This window comes from Kyrpidia sp., assembly GCF_023512215.1.
GTDB lineage: Bacteria > Bacillota > Bacilli > Kyrpidiales > Kyrpidiaceae > Kyrpidia > Kyrpidia spormannii.
This window is the reverse complement of the sequence record NZ_JAILZZ010000025.1, coordinates 20,601-40,411: the sequence shown is the minus strand read 5'-3', so window position 1 is coordinate 40,411 and position 19,811 is coordinate 20,601. Positions and strand designations below refer to the sequence as shown.

Genomic DNA, 19,811 nt, shown 5'->3' with positions numbered 1-19,811 from the left:
TTGCAAGGAGTCGTGCAGGAAATTGCAGCGCCCCTCGGTGCTATGATTGGCGCCTTTCGGGGGTCTTTTCTCATAGTGGCGGGGATTGCCGCCGCAACCCGGATCCTTTCCTCATCAAGGGTCTTTGATCCTGTACAAAAATAAGGGGTGTTCCCCATGACAACAACTAATAAACCCAACCGCTTGGCCAGGGAAAAATCGCCATATCTGCTCCAGCACGCGTATAACCCAGTGGACTGGTTCCCTTGGTCCGAGGAGGCTTTTGAGAAGGCCAAGCAGGAAAATAAGCCTATTTTCTTGTCGATCGGATACAGCACCTGTCATTGGTGTCACGTCATGGAACGGGAATCCTTTGAAGATCCCGAGGTGGCGGAACTTCTGAACCGCCATTTTGTGGCGATTAAAGTGGACCGGGAGGAGCGGCCGGACGTCGACCATCTGTACATGGCCGCGTGCCAGGCCCTGACCGGGCAAGGAGGTTGGCCGCTCACCGTGTTCTTAACACCGGAAAAAGAACCCTTTTACGCCGGAACTTATTTTCCCAAGCGGAGTCGATATGGCCGCCCGGGGCTGATGGAACTGTTGACCCGGGTGGCGCAGTTGTGGGAAAAGGGGGCGGACCGCGTCAAAGACGCCGGGAGGCATCTCACCGGACAGATCGGGGAAGCTCTTGGACGGGCCGCTCAGGGAGAGGTGGATGCGGGAACGCTCACCCGGGCCTTCGAGCAGCTTTTAGCCAGCTATGACCACACCTTTGGCGGGTTTGGCCAAGCCCCGAAATTCCCCCGGCCCCACGATCTTTTGTTTTTGTTGCGGTACGGGGTGCGCAGCGGGCGGCGGGAGGCTTTCGATATGGTGCAGGGAACCCTCGAGGGGATGCGCCGAGGGGGGATCTGGGATCACGTCGGCTTTGGATTTGCCCGGTATTCCACCGACCGGCGTTGGCTCATCCCGCATTTTGAGAAGATGCTGTACGATAATGCCCTTCTTGTTCTGACCTATCTCGAAGCGTACCAAGCGTTGGGCGACCAGCGATGGGCGCAGACAGCCCGGGAGATAGTTACTTACGTGCGCCGGGAGATGACCGATCCCGGGGGTGGATTTTACTCGGCGGAAGATGCGGATTCAGAAGGGGAGGAAGGAAAATTTTACGTCTGGACGCCCCAGGAGATCACAGAAGCGGTGGGGCCGGAGGATGGTGAGGTTCTCTGCCGGTACTTTGGTGTGACGGAGGAGGGGAATTTTGAAGGCGGCCGATCGGTGTTGAATGAGATCGATACGGATGTCGATTTGCTGGCCCGGGAACTGGGAATGACTCCCGAAGAGATTGATGGGAAGGTCCGCCGGGGGCTGGAGATTCTGCGCTCGGTGCGGGATCGTCGGGTACACCCTCATAAAGACGATAAAATTCTCACCGCTTGGAACGGGCTGATGATCGCGGCCTTGGCCCGGGGGGCTCGAGTGCTCGGGGATGCGGACTATCTGGTATCCGCCCGGCGGGCGGCGGAGTGGCTGTGGCGGACTTTGCGCCAGGGGGATGGCAGGCTGTTGGCGAGGTATCGGGATGGCGAAGCGGGGATCCTGGGTTATTTGGACGACTACGCCTTTTATATCTGGGGTTTGTTGGAGTTGTACCAGGCCGGCGGAGATGTGGCGTGGCTGCGGCGGGCGATTCGGCTGGCGCAAGATGTGCGGACGTTGTTTTGGGATGAGAATGAGGGGGGCTGTTTTCTGACCGGGTCGGATGCGGAGGCGCTTTGGTCCCGGCCCAAGACGGCGGAGGACGGAGCCCTGCCTTCCGGAAACTCCGTCCTGGCCCTGGACCTGCTGTGGCTAGGCCGCCTGACGGGGGATCCGGCCTGGGAGCGGTGGGCGGAGGCCCAGCTTCGGGCTTTTGCCGGGGCGGTGTCCCGTTATCCTGCCGGATACACGTTTTTCTTGACGGCCTGGGATTTCGCCGTGGGGCCTTCCGAGGAGATCGTGGTGGCCGAACCGGTTCGCGATGAAGCGGGGGACAGCGGGGAGGGTTTCGTCGGGGGACCGCAGGCTCAGGGCTCTTTTGCCGCGGCCCGCTGGCCGGCAGAAGTTCGGCGCCTGTATCTCCCCCGGGCTCTGTGGGTGGTGAGGCCGGATGGCGCGGAGGGGGATCGGGTGTCGGAGGTGTTGCCCCGGGTGAGTGGCCACCGGTCGAAGGGTGGGGAGACCCAGGTGTACATCTGTCGGGGAAATGCCTGTGAGCGCCCGGTGCTTTGGGCGGAGGCCCTTCAGCGGCTGCAAAGCATTGGCTCCGGGTTTGTGGAGGAGTAGATTCCCGTTTCGGGATCTTTTTCTTAAAGACGGAACTGTAGTATACTTTGGACGACGGACAATGGATGGAAGACAGGGTGCGCCTGATCGGCGCTGAAAAGGGAAGTCCGGTGCAAGTCCGGCGCGGTCCCGCCACTGTGATGGGGAGCGATCCGCAGGGGTCATTGGGCACGTTGCCTGAGAAGACGCGGAAAGGTGAAGATCCTCAGCCAGGAGACCTGCCCTGTCCGACAACCGGCCGCACACCTACGCGGATAGGGGGGCGCGAACATGGTCGTGGTGTTTTCTATGGAGAACACTCCCGGGCGGCGCTCGGGGGGCATTTTTGTGTTTGGAGCCGGATTCGACGGGCGGAAGCGGGGTGGCCGGTCATGACGATCTCGGTGGTGGCCCTCGGCGGATTGGCGCTGGTCCTCGGATTTCGGCATGGAATTGATTGGGATCACGTGGCGGCGATTACGGACTTGATTGCCGGAGGAACCCACCGGCTTCGGGGTCTTTTTTTTGCGATGTTGTATGCCCTCGGCCATGGGACGGTGGTTCTGTTGCTCGGGATTCCGGTCATCGTCGCGGACGTTCACGTGCCGGGGTGGCTGGGGCGTGTCATGGAACCGGTGGTGGGGGCGACGTTGATCGCCCTGGGCGGCTGGGTGTTGGTGATGTTGTTCACGGGACGGCATGAGCTTGCGGTCCGGAGCCGCTGGATGCTGTTGTACCAAGGGGTGCGGCGGGGGTGGAGACGGCTCTGGCGCAAAGATTCCGGGGGCGCCGACCCGGAGTTGGGGGCGGGTGGAGCCTTTACCGTCGGGGTGATTCACGGGGCCGGGGCCGAAACGCCCACCCAATTGATGGTATTCGCTGCGGCGATGCAGGCCGGGGGGCGCACGGCCGCCCTGGGGGTATTTTTCCTGTTCGTGGCGGGCATGCTGGTGGCCAATCTTTTGATTTCCCTGTTGACGATGATGGGGTACGGACTGGCGGGGCGACGGATGGGCTGGAGGGTGGTCTTGGCGGGCTGTACATCGGTATACAGTGTGGTGGTGGGCATCGTGTTTTTGATCGGTCAAGCCGTAGGATTGCCGAGCCTGGCGGGTCCTTGAACAGCGTGTTCATCCCTTGGAGGACGAACCGGAATTCCGGTATGATAAAGGGAGGACGTTGGTCCGCGAAAGTTCCGGCCCACGGGGCCTGGGGTGGTGAATAGGCGCGTGCACACCATTGACTGGGATCGGTTTTTGTTGCCCTATGAGCAGGCTGTTGAAGAGCTCAAGGTGAAGTTTCGCAGTATCCGGAATGAACTCAAGCGAAAGGAAGAGTATTCGCCCATCGAGTTTGTGACCGGGCGGCTGAAGAAAGTCTCCAGCATCCTCGATAAAGCGGCCCGGTTGGGCATCCCCCTTGAACGGGTGGAAGAGGTGCCCGATATCGCCGGTATTCGCATCATGTGTCAGTTTGTCGACGACATTGATCGGGTGGTCCAGCTCATTCGCCAGCGGGACGGCAGGGACATGGAGATCGTGGAGGAACGCGATTATATTCGGCACCAAAAGGACAGCGGCTATCGCAGCTACCATATCATTATTCGGTACCCCATCCAAACGGCCGAAGGGGAAAAAAAGCTGCTCGCGGAAATTCAGGTCCGAACCTTGGCGATGAACTTCTGGGCGACCATCGAACATTCCCTGAACTATAAATACAAAGGCAATCTGCCGACCCAAGTTCGGGAGCGCCTCCGGGCGGCCGCCGAGGCGGCGTTTCAGCTAGATCGGGAGATGTCCGAGATTCGCGAAGAAATCAAGCAGGCCCAGCGGCTGTTTGAAAGGAAGTCGAATTTGGTTTCCTCGATTCTGAGGGATCTGGAACAATTGGAATCCTCGGGACAGGTGGAGATGGCGACGGCCTTTCAGGAACGGCTGCACGGGTTGGCGGGAGATTTTGAAGGCCTGCGGCAGTTGGCGGAAGAAGTCAAAGAGTGGCTGGTGCAAAGTGGAACCGGCATTACGCACTAGGGGGGGTCGGAGTGAAGGTCCTGCTCGCGGCGCTGAACGCGAAATTCATTCACTCTTCCTTGGCGCTTCGCTATCTTCGGGCCGCGGCGGAAGGGGAGTTCGACGTACTGCTCCGGGAGTTCACCATCAAGGACGATCCGTTGCGGGTTTTGTCCGAGGTGGTGGGCGACCGCCCGGAGGTCGTCGGATTTTCCTGTTATATTTGGAATGTCGTTGAAACACTGAAAATCGTGCGCCTCTTGAAAAAAGTGTCTCCGGCTACACGGGTGGTGTTAGGGGGACCGGAGGTCTCTTATGACACCTGGGAGTGGATGGAAAAGTGGCCGGAGGTGGACGCCATCGTCATCGGAGAAGGGGAGGCAACGTTTATGGAGTTGCTCCGGGCCTGGAGGGACGGAGGCGATCTTGGCGAGATCGCTGGCCTGGCCTTCCGCGAGGGGGACCGGGTGAAGATTGCGCCTCGCCGGGGCTGGATTGAACCTTTGGACGCGATCCCCTCTCCTTACCGGGGCCACCTGGAGGAGTTGGACAATCGGATTGTGTACTTCGAGGCTTCCCGGGGGTGTCCGTTTCATTGCCAGTTCTGCCTGTCGTCCATCGATGATGCGGTGCGGTATTTTTCATTGCAGCGGGTCAAAGAAGACTTGGCCCGGTTGATCGATTACGGCGTTTCACAAATTAAATTCGTGGACCGAACGTTCAATTTGAAAAAAGATTATGCCTTGGAGTTGTTTCAGTTTTTGGCCCGGTACCCCGGGCGGACGGTGTTTCAGTTTGAAATCACGGCAGATATCCTGCGCCCGGAGATCGTGGAGTTTTTGGCGGCGGAAGCGCCGCCCGGACGGTTTCGTTTTGAGATCGGGGTCCAGTCGACAAACGAGGAGACGAACCGACTGATTCGGCGGATTCAGCGGTTCGATCGGTTGGCCGGCACGGTGAGGCGGTTGCGGGAGTCCGGTCGGGTGGTGCAGCACTTGGACTTGATCGCCGGGCTGCCCCGGGAAGATTACCGGTCGTTCCGCAAAACCTTCGACGATGTGTACGCCTTGGAACCGGACGAGCTGCAACTCGGGTTTCTCAAACTACTGCGGGGAACGGGGCTCAGGGCTCGGGCGGCGGAGTTCGGGTACGTGTACATGGACGAGCCCCCCTATGAGGTGCTGGCCAACGACGTGTTGCCCTACGAGGACGTCCGGCGGATCAAGCGGGTCGAGGATATGGTGGACAAATATTGGAATTCGCACTGGATGGATCACACCCTGCGGTATCTGAGGGCCTGGGAGTTTTCCAGTGCCTTTGATTTGTATCAGGAACTGGGGGATTACTGGGATCGGCAGGGGTACGGGACGTTGGGATATCAGCCCGAGGATCTGTTTCTGCGCATGCGCGATTTTTTGCGCGACAAGGGTCTCAGGCGGCCCATGGTGGCGGAGGATCTGTTAAAAATCGATTATCTGTTGACACGCCGGGTTCGTCCGCGGTCCCCCTGGTGGGTGCCGACCCTGGACAAAGGGGGGGTGCTGGGGTGGGCCCGGAGGTTGGCCGAACGGCCGGAGATTCTGGGCCCGGAGTTTGCCCGGCTGGAACTGGGGGAGACGGCGTTGTTGAAACACGCCGTCTTGGAGTGGGTGAGTTTCGATGCGAGCGCATGGATTCAGGAACGACAGCTCGCGGGGGTCGGGGATCCCCATCTGGCGGTGGTGGTGTATCCTCCCGGTGGACAGGAGTTTCCGGGTTCGGTGTCGAAGTGGAAGGGGAGGCCGATGTTGTTTGTGGCAGCTCAGATGAACGCGGAAGATGCGGCCGACACCCACAGATGAGGAGTGGTGCCGGATGGACGATCGTCACGTCAACGAGGTTCTGGAGGTCATTCTTCAAGAGGTTCGGAGTTTGCATGGGCGATTCGACCGGATGGAAGCGCGAGTTGATAGAATCGACCAGCGCTTGGATGCGGTGGAGCAGCGCTTGGATGCGGTGGAACAGCGCCTGGGTGCAGTCGAGCAGCGCCTGGACGCGATGGAGCAGCGTTTGGACGCGGTGGAACAGCGCCTGGATGCGGTCGAGCAGCGCCTGGACGCGATGGAGCAGCGTTTGGACGCGGTGGAACAGCGCCTGGATGCGGTGGAGCAGCGCTTGGATGCGGTGGAGCAGCGCTTGGACGCGGTCGAACGCCGCTTGGATGTGGTCGAGAGCCGGTTGTCCACTGTCGAAGAGCGGGTGAGAGATGTGGACTGCCGGGTCGTACATGTCGAGCATATCTTGGAAGAATTTCCGCATATGCGCCAGGCCGTTTTGGAGATCGACGCCAGAACCATCGGTATCGATCAGCGGCTGCAACACGTCGAAACGAACATGGTTACGAAAGCGGATTTGGCTTTTTACGATCGCAAAATCGGCGAGCACGATCGGGAGATTTATATGATGAAGAATCGATGATCGGCGAGATGCCGAGAAGACCGCCCTGGAAACGGAGATGATGTGGACGACGCCCGGTTGAAGGCTCAGGCGGTGCGAGATCTCAAAAGGAGCTTCTGGGCATCCGCCCTGTCCCTTTCGATCGTTGTGGCTGCGATCGGCCGGGTGATCAAGGGGATCCAGCGGTTGGTGCGAAGTGGAAACGGCCGCCCCCCTAAAGCAGGCGGTCCAGTGTTTCCAGTACTTCGCCGGCGCTGTGGCACAGGTGCTCATATTGAATGCCCGGACGGCAGATCACGATAGTATGAATGCCGCGGTCCAGAGCGGGTTGAATTTTTTCCATGACGCTGCCTTCAGAGCCGCTCTCCTTGGTGACCAGGGTGGTCACGCCGAAATGTTCATAGAAGGCCGCATTGAGCGTCGAGGTGTACGGACCCTGCATGGCCACGATGTTTCGCTGAGGAATGCCGAGGGCGGTGCAGGTGCGCATATTTTCCTCGGTGGGGAGAATGCGGCAGATCATCCGGATGGTCGGGTCTTTCAACAGGACTTCGGCGAAGATGGGCAGGGTTTTGCTGCCGGTGGTCAAGAAAATGGTGCCGCCGAAGGAGGCGGCGAGCTCTGCGGCGTTGCGGTAGTCCCGCGCTAAGTGTAAGTTTGGATGTTCGGATAATTCCGAGCTCGGACGTTCATACCGGATGTAGGGAATGCCGGCAATCATGGCCGCTTCCATGGCGTTTCGCGACGCTTCTTCGGCGAAGGGGTGGCTGGCGTCCACCACCGCCCGGGTTCCGTTTTCGGAAAAGAGCCTAGCCATTTCATTGGCGGATTTGCGGCCCACGGTGACCGAGAGCCCCTCCTTACGCAAAGAGGATGCGGCACTTTCGGTGACCACCGAGGCCAATACCGGGTAGCCGGCGTTCTGCAACTGAACGCCGAGGGCCCGGGCGTCGCTGGTACCGGCAAGGAGAAACAGCATCGGAGAACCACCTCTTCACGGGAACATTTTTCGGTCAAAAAAGTTGAAAAGCCAGGATCTCGGTGGCAGGACAGATGGGATCGGCGAAAACGGCTCTAGACACAGTCCCGGATCGTGAGTTATGCTTACAACGAATCTTATCTTCATCCAATTTCAAGAATGACTGTTTGTGGCAACGACGTCAAGGTGCTTCCGCTGCGGCGGAAGGTAACAGGGAATCGGGTGAGAATCCCGAGCGGACCCGCCACTGTGACCGGACGAGTTGCCCTCCACGTCCGCCGAGGACGACGTCACTCGCTTAGCTGCGGGGAAGACGGAGGGCCGCGATGACCCGGGAGCCAGGAGACCTACCTTGATGGAAACGCCGGAAGACCCTCGCGGTATGGGGTGCGGTGTGCCGATTCCGGGCTCTTGAGGCCCACCAGGCGTCAACGCATATTGCCTCCGACCGATGGGTCGGGGGTTTTTTTGTACCCGCAGGGGGAGGGGGAGATGGGGTGAGCGAGTTTGTGCCGTCGACAGTCCGGCCCGAGGAGATCGAGGCCCGAAGTTTTGCCATCATTGCGGAAGAACTGGGGGAGCATTCTTTTACGGAAGAACAATTTTCCATTGTCCAACGGGTGATTCACGCCAGTGCAGATTTTGATCTGGGGAGGTCGCTGCGGTTTCATCCCCAGGCTGTGGAAGCGGGGATTCGGGCCATCCGGGAGGGACGGCCGGTGGTGGCCGATGTCCAGATGGTTCAGGTGGGGATCTCCAAGGCGCGGATTGAGCGGTTTGGGGGGCGGGTGCACTGCCTCATCTCCGATCCGGACGTGGCCGAGGAAGCGCGGCGCCGGGGAACCACCCGGGCCATCGTTTCGATGCGCAAGGCGGCCCGGATGGCGGAAGGGGGGATCGTGGCCATCGGTAACGCCCCGACCGCCCTGTTGGAGTTGATTCGCCTCGTCCGGGCGGGGGAGGCGCGCCCGGCGCTGATCGTCGGCGTGCCGGTGGGGTTCGTATCGGCGGCGGAATCGAAAGCGCAGTTGGCCGGTCTGGATCAGCCGCCTTTTATCACCAATGAGGGCCGCAAAGGGGGCAGTCCGGTGGCTGTGGCCATCGTCAATGCCCTGTCTCTGTTGGCCGTATCGGAGGCGGGGGCGAGATGACCGAACCGCCGGAGCGGCCGCTGCGCCACGGCTATACCACTGGCAGTTGCGCTGCGGCGGCGACGAAAGCAGCCGTATGGGCCCTGGTTCACCAACAGCCGCTGTCCGAGGTGGAGATCGGGCTCCCGGCCGGGCAAAGGGTGCGATTCGCCGTGGAAGGTTTATCGTTTACGCCGGAGCGCGCCGCCTGCGCCGTGATCAAAGATGGCGGGGACGATCCCGATGCCACCCACGGCGCCTGGATCTGGTCCACGGTGAGTTGGCGGGGAGAGCCGGGGATTGAACTCGAGGGTGGCGAGGGAGTGGGTCGGGTGACGAAGCCCGGGCTGGCCGTGCCCGTGGGGGAGCCGGCCATCAATCCGGTGCCCCGGAGGATGATCCGCCAGGCCGCAGAAGAGGCGGCGGGGCCGGAGATGCTGGGGCGGCGCGGGATTCGGGTGGTGATTTCCGTCCCCGGGGGCGAAGAGATCGCGAAAAAGACGATGAACGGCCGGCTGGGGATCATCGGAGGAATTTCAATCCTGGGTACCACGGGGATTGTCAAGCCCTTTTCCACGGCGGCGTGGATGGCCAGCGTAGCCCAGGCCATCAGTGTGGCCACGGCGGCGGGGTGCCGGCAGGTGGTGTTGACTACCGGGGGGCGCAGTGAAAAGGTGGCTATGCGGGAGCTTTCCCATCTCCCGGAAGAGGCTTTTATCGAAATGGGGGATTTTCTGGGGTTTTCTCTCAAGCAGTGCGCCAAACGGGGCGTGGAAAAAGTGACCCTTTGCGGCATGATTGGAAAATTCTCCAAGGCCGCGGCGGGACACATGCATCTCCATTCAAAAGGATCGTCGGTGGACCCGGGGTGGCTGGCCGACCTGGCCGTTCAGTCCGGAGTGCCGCCCTCCGAGGCGGAAGGAATTCGTCGGGCGAATACCGCCAAGGAGATCGGGGATGTCCTTTGGTCGAAGGGGTACCATGCATTTTTTGAGCGATTGTGCGAAGAGATCTGTGCACGCGCTTCTGAGCACGTCGGGGGAGCCTTCGGGGTGGAAATGATCCTCTGCGATTTGGAGGGGCGCGTGATCGGAAGGGGGGAGAGGCCGTGGAACCGGTCCGGATCATCGGCATCGGAGCGGACGGGGCTGAGGGACTGCCCGTCCCGGTGAGGCGATGGATTGAACAGGCTGACCTGTTGGTGGGGGGAAGGCGGCATTTGGACTATTTTCCCGAATACTCCGGGGAGGTCCTGGCGGTGCAAGAGGGGCTTTCCCGGGCGGTGGATCGCATTGATCAGGCCCGCCGGGAAGGCCGCCGGGTGGTGGTACTGGCCTCGGGCGATCCGAATTTTTTCGGCATCGGGGGGTACTTGGCGAAAAAACTCGGCCCCGAACAGGTGGAGATCCACCCCCACGTCTCTTCGGTTCAGTTGGCTTTTGCCCGGATGAAAGAGCCTTGGCAGGACGCCTTTTTGGCTTCGGTGCACGGGCGGGATGTGGAGCCGGTGGTGGACTGGGTGCGCACCCATGCGAAAGTCGCCCTGGTGACGTCGGACGGGAGTACGCCTGGGAGAATTGCCCGGGCACTCCAGAAGGCGGGGCTTTCGGAGGTGGAGGTGTTCGTTGCGGAGAACCTCGGAGCGCCGGATGAGCGGACGGGATGGTACACGGTGGCAGACGCCGCGGAGCAGGAGTTCGCCCCCCTCAACGTGGTGGTGATCTGCCGCCGGCAAGACGGAGGAGGGACTGGGGCGGAGGCCCATAAAAAAGGAGCATCGGGGGAGGCGGTTTGGCCCCTGGGGATTGACGATGAGGCGTTTTTTCAGCGCAAACCCAAGCGTGGGCTGATCACCAAACAGGAAGTCCGGGTGGTCAGCCTGGCGAAGTTGCACATTCGCCCGGGTGCCGTGATGTGGGATATCGGGGCTTGTACCGGTTCGGTGGGCATCGAGGCGGCGGGGTTGGCGGAGGGGGTACGGGTGTACGCCATCGAGAAAAATGAGGAAGATTGTGAGAACCTCCGCCGCAACGTGGAAAAATTCCACCGCCCGGTCCACTGGGTGCATGGCACGGCCCCGGACGGACTCGAGGCGTTTCCTGACCCCGACGCGGTGTTTCTGGGCGGCACCGCCGGGCGGATGGAGGAGTTGCTGGACGTCTGCGTCCGGCGCCTGCGGCCCGGGGGCCGCATTGTGGTGAACGCCGCGACGCTTGAAAATCTCTATCAGGCGGTGGAGGGGCTGCGAAATCGGGGGATGGCGGTGGACGTGACGCTGATCCAGGTGGCCCGCAGCCGCCCCATTAAGGATCTCACCCGGTTTGAAGCTTTTGATCCGGTGTACATCGTGGCCGCCCGACGGGCGGAGGAAGGGGCTGGGAACGAGAATGGCTGATCGACTGGGGAAATTGTTCGTGCTCGGGGTGGGGCCGGGGGATCCCGAGTGGCTAACCCTGCGTGCCCACCGGATTCTGCGGGAAGCTCCGGTTGTGGCATATCCGCAAAAAATGCGCTCCGGGGAAAGCTATGCCCTTTCCATCGTCGAAAGTCTGCTGCCCACCCCGGGCCCGGAGCGGTTGGGTTTGGTCTTTCCCATGACCCGGGATCCGGAAAAATTGCGGATTCAGTGGGAGGAGACGGTGAACCGGGTGTGGGAGAAGTTGTCGGCCGGCCGGGACGTGGCCTTTATCACCGAGGGTCACCCGTATCTGTACAGTACGGCCATTCATCTGGTCCGGCTCCTGCGCCGGCTTCACCCCGGGGTGGAGGTGGAGGTGGTCCCGGGGGTCTCTTCTCCGGGCGGAGCGGCGGCCCGGCTGGATATTCCCTTGGCGGACGGGGACGAGAGAGTGGGCATCATCCCCGCGGTGAATGACCGGGAGGCCATGCGCCGGGCCTTGGCGGACCACGACACCGTGGTGTTTTTGAAAGTGGCAAAAGTCATGGATATGATGGTGGATCTTTTGGAAGAGCTGCACTTGGTGGACCGGGCGGCGGTGGTGACCAAATGCGGGACCCCCGATGAGCAGGTCTTTCGGGATGTCCGGGAGCTCCGGGGCCGGGAACTGGAATACCTCACCCTGATGATCGTCAAAAAGGGGGAGGAACGATGAGCCGCCCGGGGATCGGCAAAGTGTATTTTATCGGTGCAGGGCCGGGGGATCCGGAACTCATCACCGTCAAGGGCAAGCGCCTGATCGAGGAAGCCGATCTCATTCTGTACACCGATTCCCTGGTGAATCCCGAGGTGTTGAGGGGAGCGAAATCCGAGGCCCGAATTGAGAAAAGCGCGGGGCTAACCCTGGAAGAGATCGCCGGGCGGATGATCGATGCCGCCGAGCAGGGCCAGCGGGTGGCCCGGGTCCATACCGGGGACCCGTCGGTGTTCGGGGCGATCCTTGAGCAGGCCGCCCGGCTCGACGCTGCGGGGATCCCCTGGGAGATCGTTCCCGGCGTTTCCTCAGTTTTTGCCGCGGCGGCGGTTTTGGGGGCGGAGCTGACGGTGCCCGAAGTGACCCAGACGGTGATCCTCACCCGGGCCGCGGGGAGGACGCCGGTGCCGCCGGGCGAGGAGTTGACCGCCCTGGCCCGGCACCGCTCCACCTTGGCGCTGTTCCTGTCGGCGGGGCTCATGGGGGATGTCCGAAACGCCCTGCGGCAGGCGGGATGGGAGGACAATATCGCGGTGGCGGCGGTGTACAAAGCCACCTGGCCGGACCAAGTGGTTGTCCGCTCCACCTTGGGCCGAATTGTCGAGGACATGCGGGACGCCCAAATCCGAAGTCACGCCTTGATCCTGGCCGGGCCGGCCCTGGACCCCGGGCTGCGCCGTCCCGATGGGCCAAAATCCCGGCTTTACGATCCCACTTTTGCCCATCGGTACCGGCGGGCGGTACGGGCCGGGGATGCCCCCGGGGGGGAGGAGCCGTGATGCCGTGGCCGGATCATCCCCAGCCTTACGCCGCGGTGGCGATCACCAAACACGGGGTGGAATTGGCCTGGCGGACGGCGGAAGGGCTGGGCGGCGTCGATGTGTACTACAGTGAGAAATTTGACCTCCGGGCAGCCGGGGGAGCTCAGGAGGGCGAGACGTTCAGTTCCTTTCGGGCGACGCCCTTTTCCGGGAGTGTCCGGGAGTTGCTTCAAGATGGATTTCACCGCTACGAGGGCTGGATTTTGTTTATCTCCCTGGGAGCGGTGGTGAGGATGATCGCTCCGGTGCTGCGGGACAAAAAGACCGATCCTGCGGTGGTGGTGGTGGATGACGCCGGGCGGTTTGCCATCTCTGTCCTCTCCGGACACCTGGGGGGAGCGAACCGCCTGGCCGAGCGCGTGGCCGAGGTTCTCGGTGCCCAGCCCGTCATCACCACGGCTTCGGATGTGGGCCGGACCATCGCCGTGGACCTCCTGGGTCGATCTTTTGGCTGGACTTTGGCCGACGACCGCCACGTCACTCCGGCATCGGCGGCGGTGGTCAACGAGGAGCCGGTCTTGGTTCTCCAAGAGGCCGGAGAGCGGGGTTGGTGGACCCGCCCGACCCCTTTGCCGCCCACCATCCACCGGTGTGACAGCCTGGAGGAAGCCCGGGGGGCGGTGGCCGAGCGTGCCCGGCAAGGGTTGCCGGGCTTTGGGGCTTTGCTCCTCATCACCGACCGGATCTGGTCCGAGGAGGAGCTGCGTCAGTTTGCTCCTTACTGGGTGGTCTACCGCCCGAAATCCCTGATTCTGGGGATCGGGTGCAACCGGGGCACCCCCCGGGCGGAGATCGAGGAGGTGGTGGAAGGGACCCTCCGGGCGAAGGGATTGGCGGTGGACAGCGTGGCGGCGGTGGCGACAATCGACCGCAAAAAAGATGAAACGGGTCTGGTGGCGCTGTGCCGAGATCGCGGTTGGCCCCTGATTGCCTACACTCCGGTTGAACTGAACGAGATGCCCATGCGGCACCCTTCGGAGATGGTGTATCGCTACACCGGGGCTTACGGAGTCAGTGAACCTGCGGCCATGCGGGCGGCGGGCACCGACCGGCTGCTCGTCGACAAAATCGTTTCTGGAAATGTCACTCTGTCCGTGGCGAGAAAATGTCCGGATCTCCAGAACGGGGCGGTGGAAAGGGGGGCTGGCCCGTGAAAGGGAAGGCCCTTGCGAAACCAAGTTCCGGCAGTTCCTGCCCGCGCCTTCTCATTGCCGGCACCCACTCCGGGGCGGGGAAGACCACCTTCACGGTGGGGCTGATGGCGGAATTGCGCCGGCGGGGATTGACGGTGCAGGGGTTTAAAGTGGGACCGGATTATATCGACCCGACCTTTCACCGGGCGGTGACGGGCCGGCCGGCCCGCAACCTGGACACGTGGATGGTGCCCGAGGAAGCGCTTAGCGAAAGCTTTTTCCGCGGGTGTGCCGGGGCCGATGTGGCGGTGATCGAGGGGGTCATGGGGCTCTACGACGGCAAAGACCCCCGGAATGACCGGGGGAGTGCCGCCCAGGTGGCCCGGCTGCTCCAGGTTCCGGTGATCCTCGTGGTGGATGTGCACAGCATGGCCCGGAGCGCTGCGGCGGTGGTGCTCGGCTTTCAGCGCCTCGACCCCCGGGTCCGCATCGTCGGGGTCGTGGCGAACCGGGTGGGATCCCCGGGCCACGCCGAGATCATCCGGACCGCCGTGGAAGGGGCGTGCGGCATCCCCGTCCTGGGCGCACTGCCCAGGCGGCTGGATCTCGCCGCTCCCGAGCGCCATCTCGGTCTCATTCCCGCCCTGGAGCGCGGGGAGTTGTCAGGGTGGTTTGACGAGTTGGCCCAAATGGTCCGGGAGTCGGTGAACGTAGACCGGGTGGTGGAATTGGCCCGGAGCGCACCGGCCCTGGGGGCGTCGGATCCCGTGCTCTTTGCCCGGCCCCCGCGCCCGCCCCGGGTCAACCTCGCCGTGGCCTGGGATGCGGCCTTTCATTTTTATTACGCCGAGAACTTGGAGTTATTGGAGCACCGGGGAGCCAGGCTGCTCTTTTTCTCGCCTCTCGCCGGGGAGGAAGTGCCCGAGGAGGCGGACGGCCTGTACATCGGCGGGGGCTTCCCCGAGGAGTTCGCCCAGGAACTTTCGTCCCATCGTCAGGTGCTAGAGGACCTGCGCCGGCGGCACGCCGGGGGGCTGCCCATCTACGCGGAATGCGGGGGACTCATGTACTTGTCCCGGGGCATCGAGACGGCGGAAGGGCGTCGCTATCCCATGGCGGGGCTCGTCCCGGCTTGGGTGAGGATGCAGCGGACTCTCGCCGCTCTCGGGTACCGGGAGGTGGTGGCGGAGCGGGATACGGTGCTTTTGAAAGCGGGTGAAAAGGCCCGGGGGCACGAGTTTCACTATTCGCATCTGGTGGAGATCGAGGAGCCGTATCCCTGGGCATACCGGGTATCTGCCCGCCGGGGCTGGGGCCGGGATGGGTACGCGGAAGACCGGCTTCTCGCTGCCTACACGCACCTGCATTTTGGCTCCCATCCCGATATGGTCGACCGTTGGTTGGATCTTTGCGCCCGCCACCGGGCGGAGCGGGCCGGGGCTTGGGAGGGGTGAAGGGGATGAGGATGGAAAATGAGCAAGGGGCGGTGCTTCTCATCGGTCACGGCAGTCGGGATCCCGAGGGAAACCGGGAGTTTTCTGCATTGGTGGAGAACCTCCGCCACAGGTGGCCGGACCGCACCGTCGCCGGGGCATTTCTGGAGATGGCTGAGCCCGGGATTCCCCACGTGATGGAGCGGCTCGCCGCTCGGGGAATTCGGGAAGTGTGGGCGATACCGGTGATTCTCTTGCCGGCCCGGCACGTCCGGGAGGAGATTCCGGAGATTCTCGCCCGGTCTGCCCGGGAGTGGGGGGTTCGGGTGCGTTACGGGCGCCCCTTGGGCCTTCACCCCGGCGTCCTCGACATGTTGGTGGACCGCTTGGCCGAGGCCGCTGGGGAATGGGAGTTGTCCACCGGGAAGGCCGAGGGGACGGCGGTGGTGTTCGTCGGCCGGGGATCGAGCAATACCGAGGCGAATGGGCAATTGTATCGCTTGGCTCGCCTGTTCTGGGAAAAGTGCGGCGCGGACTGGGTGGAGCCCTGCTTTGTCGGGGTGACATACCCGGATGTGCCCACGGCTCTCCGCCGGGCCGTCCTGTCCGGAGTGCGCCGGGTGGTGGTGTTGCCGTACCTGTTGTTCACCGGGGTCCTGATGAAGCGGCTGGCGGGATGGGTGGAGGAGGCCCAGGCGGAGATGCCGGAGGTGGAATTTCGGCTCGCCCGGTATCTCGCGGGACATCCGAAGTTGGAGGACATTGTCGCGGGGCGGCTGCAGGAGTTAATGCATGAGATGGCACGAGGAGGGGACGGGGATGGGGAAGATTTTCGTCGTCGGGTTTGGGCCGGGCAGTGAGGAACACATGACCTTCCGGGCCCGTCAGGCCATCGAACAAAGCGATCTCATTGTCGGGTACAAGACCTACGTGGATCTCGTCCGGGATTTGATCGGCGACCGGGAGGTCCTTCGCACGGGGATGACCGAAGAGGTCACCCGGGCCCAGGCGGCGGTGGAGCAAGCGAAATCGGGAAGGACGGTGGCGGTGATCTCCAGTGGAGACGCCGGGGTATACGGCATGGCCGGTCTGATTTACGAGGTTCTGATGGAGCAGGGCTGGGAGCCCGGCGATGATCCCGAGATCGAGGTGGTTCCCGGCATCTCGGCGGTGAACGCCGTGGCGGCGCTCCTCGGGGCGCCCTTGATGCACGATTTTGCCGCCATTTCTCTGAGTGACCACCTGACCCCTTGGGAGGTGATCGCCCGCCGGGTGGAGGCCGCAGCTGCGGCCGATTTTGTCATCGCCTTATACAATCCCAAAAGCGGGCGCAGGACCCAACAAATTGTAGAAACTCAGTCCATTCTTTTGCGGTACCGGGCTCCGGAGACGCCGGTGGGGATCGTGAAGAGCGCCTATCGACAGCGGCAGCGTGTGGACGTGACCACGCTGGAAGACATGTTGAACCACGAGATCGGGATGTTGACTACTCTCATTATCGGCAACTCTTCCACCCGGGAGTATCACGGGCGGATGGTGACCCCCCGGGGTTACCAGCGCAAGTATACATTGACCGGAGCGAATGAGCGGGGGCGCCTGGATCCCATGCCCTGGGCGTTGGGCTCAACAAAGGACTAGGGCGAGAGGCCCGATAAAAAAGGATCCGCGGCGCCGGGAGTTTCAATGGATGAAGACCCCTTTTGTGAGGTGATCGAATTGTATTCTTGGATGTCCCGGGAAATCCCCCTTCCCTCTGAAAAATCGGCGGAGGCCGCGAGGCGGCGGTTGGACCGGTTGACCAAACCCCAGGGCAGTCTGGGGCGCCTGGAGGGTCTGGCGGTGGAATTGGCGGCGGCGACGGGGGAGGAGCGTCCGAAGGTCCGGCCGGCGGGGGTGCTGGTCATGGCCGGGGATCACGGGGTGGCTGCGGGCGGCGTGTCCGCCTACCCCCCGGAGGTCACCGCCCAAATGGTGTTGAATTTTCTTCGCGGCGGGGCGGCGGTGAACGTCCTGTCCCGGGTGGCCGGGGCGGCGGTCTGGGTGGTGGATGTCGGAGTGGGGGTCGAGATCAACCCGGCGGGGGTCCGCTCCACCACCGGGGCGGCCGGTTCCGGGGCGGTGTTCCGGGTGCGGAAAGTCCGACCCGGGACGGCGGATATGACCCGGGGGCCGGCCATGTCCCGGGAGGAAGCGGAGCGGGCCCTGGATGTTGGCTGGAGTGTGGCCATAGAGATGATCGACTCCGGCATCCGGCTCCTCGCCCTGGGAGAAATGGGCATTGGCAACACCACGGCGGCCGCGGCGGTGGCTGCCGCACTGACCGGGTGGCCCGAGGGGGACCTGGTGGGGCTGGGAACCGGAATCGATCCGGTCCGCCGGCAGAAAAAGCTCCAAGCGGTCCGCCGGGCTCTGGCGGTGAACCGGCCGGATTCCTCGGACGCGGTGGACGTGCTGTCCAAGGTGGGCGGTCTGGAGATCGCCGGGTTGGCCGGGGCGGCTCTGGCCGGCGCCGCCCGGCGGGTGCCGGTGCTCATGGACGGGTTCATCGCGTCGGCGGCGGTGTTGGCGGCGGTTCACATCGACCCCAGGGCGTTGCCCTACATGTTCGCGTCGCACCGGTCGGTGGAGCCCGGGCACGGTCGAATCCTTCGCTGGCTGGGGCGGGAGCCCTTGTTCGATCTCGATCTTCGCCTTGGGGAAGGGACGGGCGCGGTCCTGGCCATGCCGATGATGGAGGCCGCTGCGCGAATCCTCGATGAGATGGCCACCTTTGAGGAGGCAGGGGTCTCCGATGCCGAGGCCTGAGGCGGCGGTCTCTCCCCCGGCCAGGTGCATCATGTTACAGGGCACGGCCTCTAACGTTGGGAAAAGCTGGCTGGCCACCGGCTTTTGCCGAGTTCTGGCCCAGGACGGCTGGCGGGTGGCGCCCTTTAAGTCGCAAAATATGGCGTTAAACAGCTATGTCACGATGGACGGCGGGGAGATTGGCCGGGCCCAGGGGGTTCAGGCCGAGGCCGCCGGCGTGATCGCCACCGTCGACATGAACCCGATTTTGCTCAAGCCGTGCGGCCCCGCCTCGGCCCAGGTGATCCTCCGAGGGAAACCCTTGACGGACGCCGGCGCCCGGGAATACCGGGAACGCCTGATTCCCGAACTTCTAGGTGCGGTGAAAGAATCCCTGGACCGGCTCCGTCAAGAGGCGGAAGTGGTGGTGATCGAAGGGGCGGGCAGTCCGGCGGAAATCAATTTGAAAGACCGGGACATCGCGAATATGCGCATCGCCGCCCTGGCCGACGCCCCGGTTCTCCTGGTGGGAGACATCGACCGGGGCGGGGTGTTTGCTTCCTTCGTGGGGACCCTGGAGCTGCTCAACCCGGAGGAGAGGCGGCGGGTGAAAGGCTTTTTGATCAACAAATTCCGGGGCGACCCGTCGTTGCTCGAACCGGGGCTGAAGTGGCTGGAGGCGCGGACCGGGGTGCCGGTGATCGGGGTGGTTCCCTGGGAGGATTTGCCTATCGATGGCGAGGATTCCCTGGCCCTTCCCGGCGGCTTCGGGGAGGGGCCATTGGAGATTGTCGCCATCCGTTTGCCTCACCTGTCGAACTATACGGACCTCGATCCCCTGCGACTGGAACCCGACGTGCGGATTCGCTGGGTGGAGCGGCCGGAGGCGTTGGGGGATCCGGACGCCGTGATCCTGCCCGGCACGAAAAATAGCATCGGGGACTTGGTCTGGCTCCGGGCTCGGGGGCTGGCGGCGGCCATCGGCGATTTTGCCGCCCGGGGGGGCCGGGGGGGGGGGTTGTGCGGAGGTTATCAAATGCTGGGTATTCGCTTGATGGACCCGGAGGGGATCGAAGGGGGGCGCCCGGGGGAGGAGGTGCCTGGGCTCGGCCTCCTTCCCGCGGAGACGGCGTTTTTCCCGACCAAGCGTGTCTTGCGCAGGGCCGGCCGGGTGGCGGCGGAGGAGTTGGGGCCGGATTTGCAAGGTGTGCCGGTGGAGGGGTACGAGATTCACATGGGCCGGACGTCCTGGTGCGACGAGCCCCGCTCTTTATTGTGGCTTGAGTCTGCCGGAGGGGAGGCGGGGTATCCCGAGGGCGCCGTGTCCCGGGATGGAAAGGTCTGGGGGACGTATGTCCACGGGATTTTCGACAGCTGGGCCTTCCGGCGCCGCTGGCTGGATGGGCTGCGCCGGGAGAAGGGTCTGCCCCCTCTTGAAGGCAAGGTGCGGGACATGTATGCTGTCCGGGAGGAAGCTTTCGATCGGTTGGCGGCTTTGTTGCGACAACATGTCGACTGGGAGCGGGTTTATCGTTTCTTGGCTCTGGAGCCTCCGGGCGCGCCCCGGCGCAGGGGAAGGGATCCGCAGGCGGTGCCCGGGGAACCCGGGGCGTGAAGACGCCAAGGGCGCGGGGCGGGCGATGGGGGC

The 19,811-nt window shown here is 63.3% G+C and carries 16 protein-coding genes, 1 pseudogene and 2 riboswitches; of the genes and pseudogenes, 16 read left to right on the top strand and 1 reads right to left on the bottom strand.

Annotated elements, in window-relative coordinates:
• Positions 1–156 precede the first annotated feature (156 nt).
• The 5 genes from K6T64_RS10140 to K6T64_RS10120 all read left to right on the top strand — a co-directional run bounded on the left by K6T64_RS10140 (position 157) and on the right by K6T64_RS10120 (position 6,752).
• On the top strand, positions 157–2,307 hold the full coding sequence (locus tag K6T64_RS10140) for a thioredoxin domain-containing protein (RefSeq protein WP_288009992.1): 2,151 nt from the start codon (positions 157–159) through the stop codon (positions 2,305–2,307).
• Between the two features lie 58 nt (positions 2,308–2,365).
• Positions 2,366–2,547: riboswitch (cobalamin riboswitch) on the top strand.
• Positions 2,548–2,678: 131 nt separating this feature from the next.
• Positions 2,679–3,407: a HoxN/HupN/NixA family nickel/cobalt transporter gene (locus tag K6T64_RS10135; RefSeq protein ID WP_288009991.1), complete on the top strand. Its 729-nt coding sequence runs from the start codon at positions 2,679–2,681 to the stop codon at positions 3,405–3,407.
• 93 nt (positions 3,408–3,500) lie between these two features.
• The gene (gene yjbM, locus K6T64_RS10130) at positions 3,501–4,316 is read left to right on the top strand and encodes a GTP diphosphokinase (protein WP_407928384.1); all 816 of its coding nucleotides are present in this window, start codon (positions 3,501–3,503) and stop codon (positions 4,314–4,316) included.
• A gap of 11 nt (positions 4,317–4,327) precedes the next feature.
• The gene (locus K6T64_RS10125; RefSeq protein ID WP_288009990.1) at positions 4,328–6,136 is read left to right on the top strand and encodes a B12-binding domain-containing radical SAM protein; all 1,809 of its coding nucleotides are present in this window, start codon (positions 4,328–4,330) and stop codon (positions 6,134–6,136) included.
• A gap of 13 nt (positions 6,137–6,149) precedes the next feature.
• On the top strand, positions 6,150–6,752 hold the full coding sequence (locus tag K6T64_RS10120; RefSeq protein ID WP_288009989.1) for a tropomyosin: 603 nt from the start codon (positions 6,150–6,152) through the stop codon (positions 6,750–6,752).
• Between the two features lie 193 nt (positions 6,753–6,945).
• On the opposite strand, the gene cobK is transcribed toward K6T64_RS10120, so the two are convergent.
• On the bottom strand, positions 6,946–7,710 hold the full coding sequence (cobK, locus tag K6T64_RS10115) for a precorrin-6A reductase (protein WP_288009988.1): 765 nt from the start codon (positions 7,708–7,710) through the stop codon (positions 6,946–6,948).
• 167 nt (positions 7,711–7,877) lie between these two features.
• Positions 7,878–8,079: riboswitch (cobalamin riboswitch) on the top strand.
• Between the two features lie 128 nt (positions 8,080–8,207).
• Here cobK and K6T64_RS10110 point away from each other — a divergent pair.
• The 11 genes and pseudogenes from K6T64_RS10110 to K6T64_RS10060 all read left to right on the top strand — a co-directional run bounded on the left by K6T64_RS10110 (position 8,208) and on the right by K6T64_RS10060 (position 19,778).
• A complete protein-coding gene (locus K6T64_RS10110; protein WP_288009987.1) occupies positions 8,208–8,861 on the top strand; it encodes a precorrin-8X methylmutase in 654 nt (217 codons plus the stop codon).
• Entirely contained in the window at positions 8,858–10,012 is a 1,155-nt protein-coding gene (locus K6T64_RS10105; RefSeq protein ID WP_100666970.1) for a cobalt-precorrin-5B (C(1))-methyltransferase, read from the top strand. Before K6T64_RS10110 ends, K6T64_RS10105 begins: the two co-directional genes overlap by 4 nt.
• On the top strand, positions 9,949–11,235 hold the full coding sequence (gene cbiE / locus K6T64_RS10100; RefSeq protein ID WP_288009986.1) for a precorrin-6y C5,15-methyltransferase (decarboxylating) subunit CbiE: 1,287 nt from the start codon (positions 9,949–9,951) through the stop codon (positions 11,233–11,235). The genes K6T64_RS10105 and cbiE overlap by 64 nt, the downstream gene beginning before the upstream one ends.
• Entirely contained in the window at positions 11,228–11,953 is a 726-nt protein-coding gene (cobI, locus tag K6T64_RS10095) for a precorrin-2 C(20)-methyltransferase (protein ID WP_288009984.1), read from the top strand. Before cbiE ends, cobI begins: the two co-directional genes overlap by 8 nt.
• Positions 11,950–12,771, top strand: coding sequence for a precorrin-4 C(11)-methyltransferase (gene cobM, locus K6T64_RS10090; RefSeq protein WP_170099151.1), 822 nt, complete (start codon positions 11,950–11,952; stop codon positions 12,769–12,771). Before cobI ends, cobM begins: the two co-directional genes overlap by 4 nt.
• Positions 12,771–13,967: a cobalt-precorrin 5A hydrolase gene (locus K6T64_RS10085; RefSeq protein WP_288009982.1), complete on the top strand. Its 1,197-nt coding sequence runs from the start codon at positions 12,771–12,773 to the stop codon at positions 13,965–13,967. Before cobM ends, K6T64_RS10085 begins: the two co-directional genes overlap by 1 nt.
• Complete coding sequence (locus tag K6T64_RS10080; protein ID WP_288009980.1) at positions 13,964–15,400, top strand: cobyrinic acid a,c-diamide synthase CobB; 1,437 nt, start codon at positions 13,964–13,966, stop codon at positions 15,398–15,400. The genes K6T64_RS10085 and K6T64_RS10080 overlap by 4 nt, the downstream gene beginning before the upstream one ends.
• Before the next feature lie 5 nt (positions 15,401–15,405).
• Positions 15,406–16,239, top strand: coding sequence for a sirohydrochlorin chelatase (locus K6T64_RS10075; RefSeq protein ID WP_288009979.1), 834 nt, complete (start codon positions 15,406–15,408; stop codon positions 16,237–16,239).
• Positions 16,199–17,011 (top strand): annotated as a pseudogene (gene cobJ, locus K6T64_RS10070) (precorrin-3B C(17)-methyltransferase); the annotation flags it as partial. The gene K6T64_RS10075 and the pseudogene cobJ, both read left to right, overlap by 41 nt.
• Before the next feature lie 51 nt (positions 17,012–17,062).
• Entirely contained in the window at positions 17,063–18,184 is a 1,122-nt protein-coding gene (gene cobT, locus K6T64_RS10065; protein WP_483306142.1) for a nicotinate-nucleotide--dimethylbenzimidazole phosphoribosyltransferase, read from the top strand.
• Positions 18,171–19,778, top strand: coding sequence for a cobyric acid synthase (locus tag K6T64_RS10060; RefSeq protein WP_288009978.1), 1,608 nt, complete (start codon positions 18,171–18,173; stop codon positions 19,776–19,778). The genes cobT and K6T64_RS10060 overlap by 14 nt, the downstream gene beginning before the upstream one ends.
• Positions 19,779–19,811: the final 33 nt, after the last annotated feature.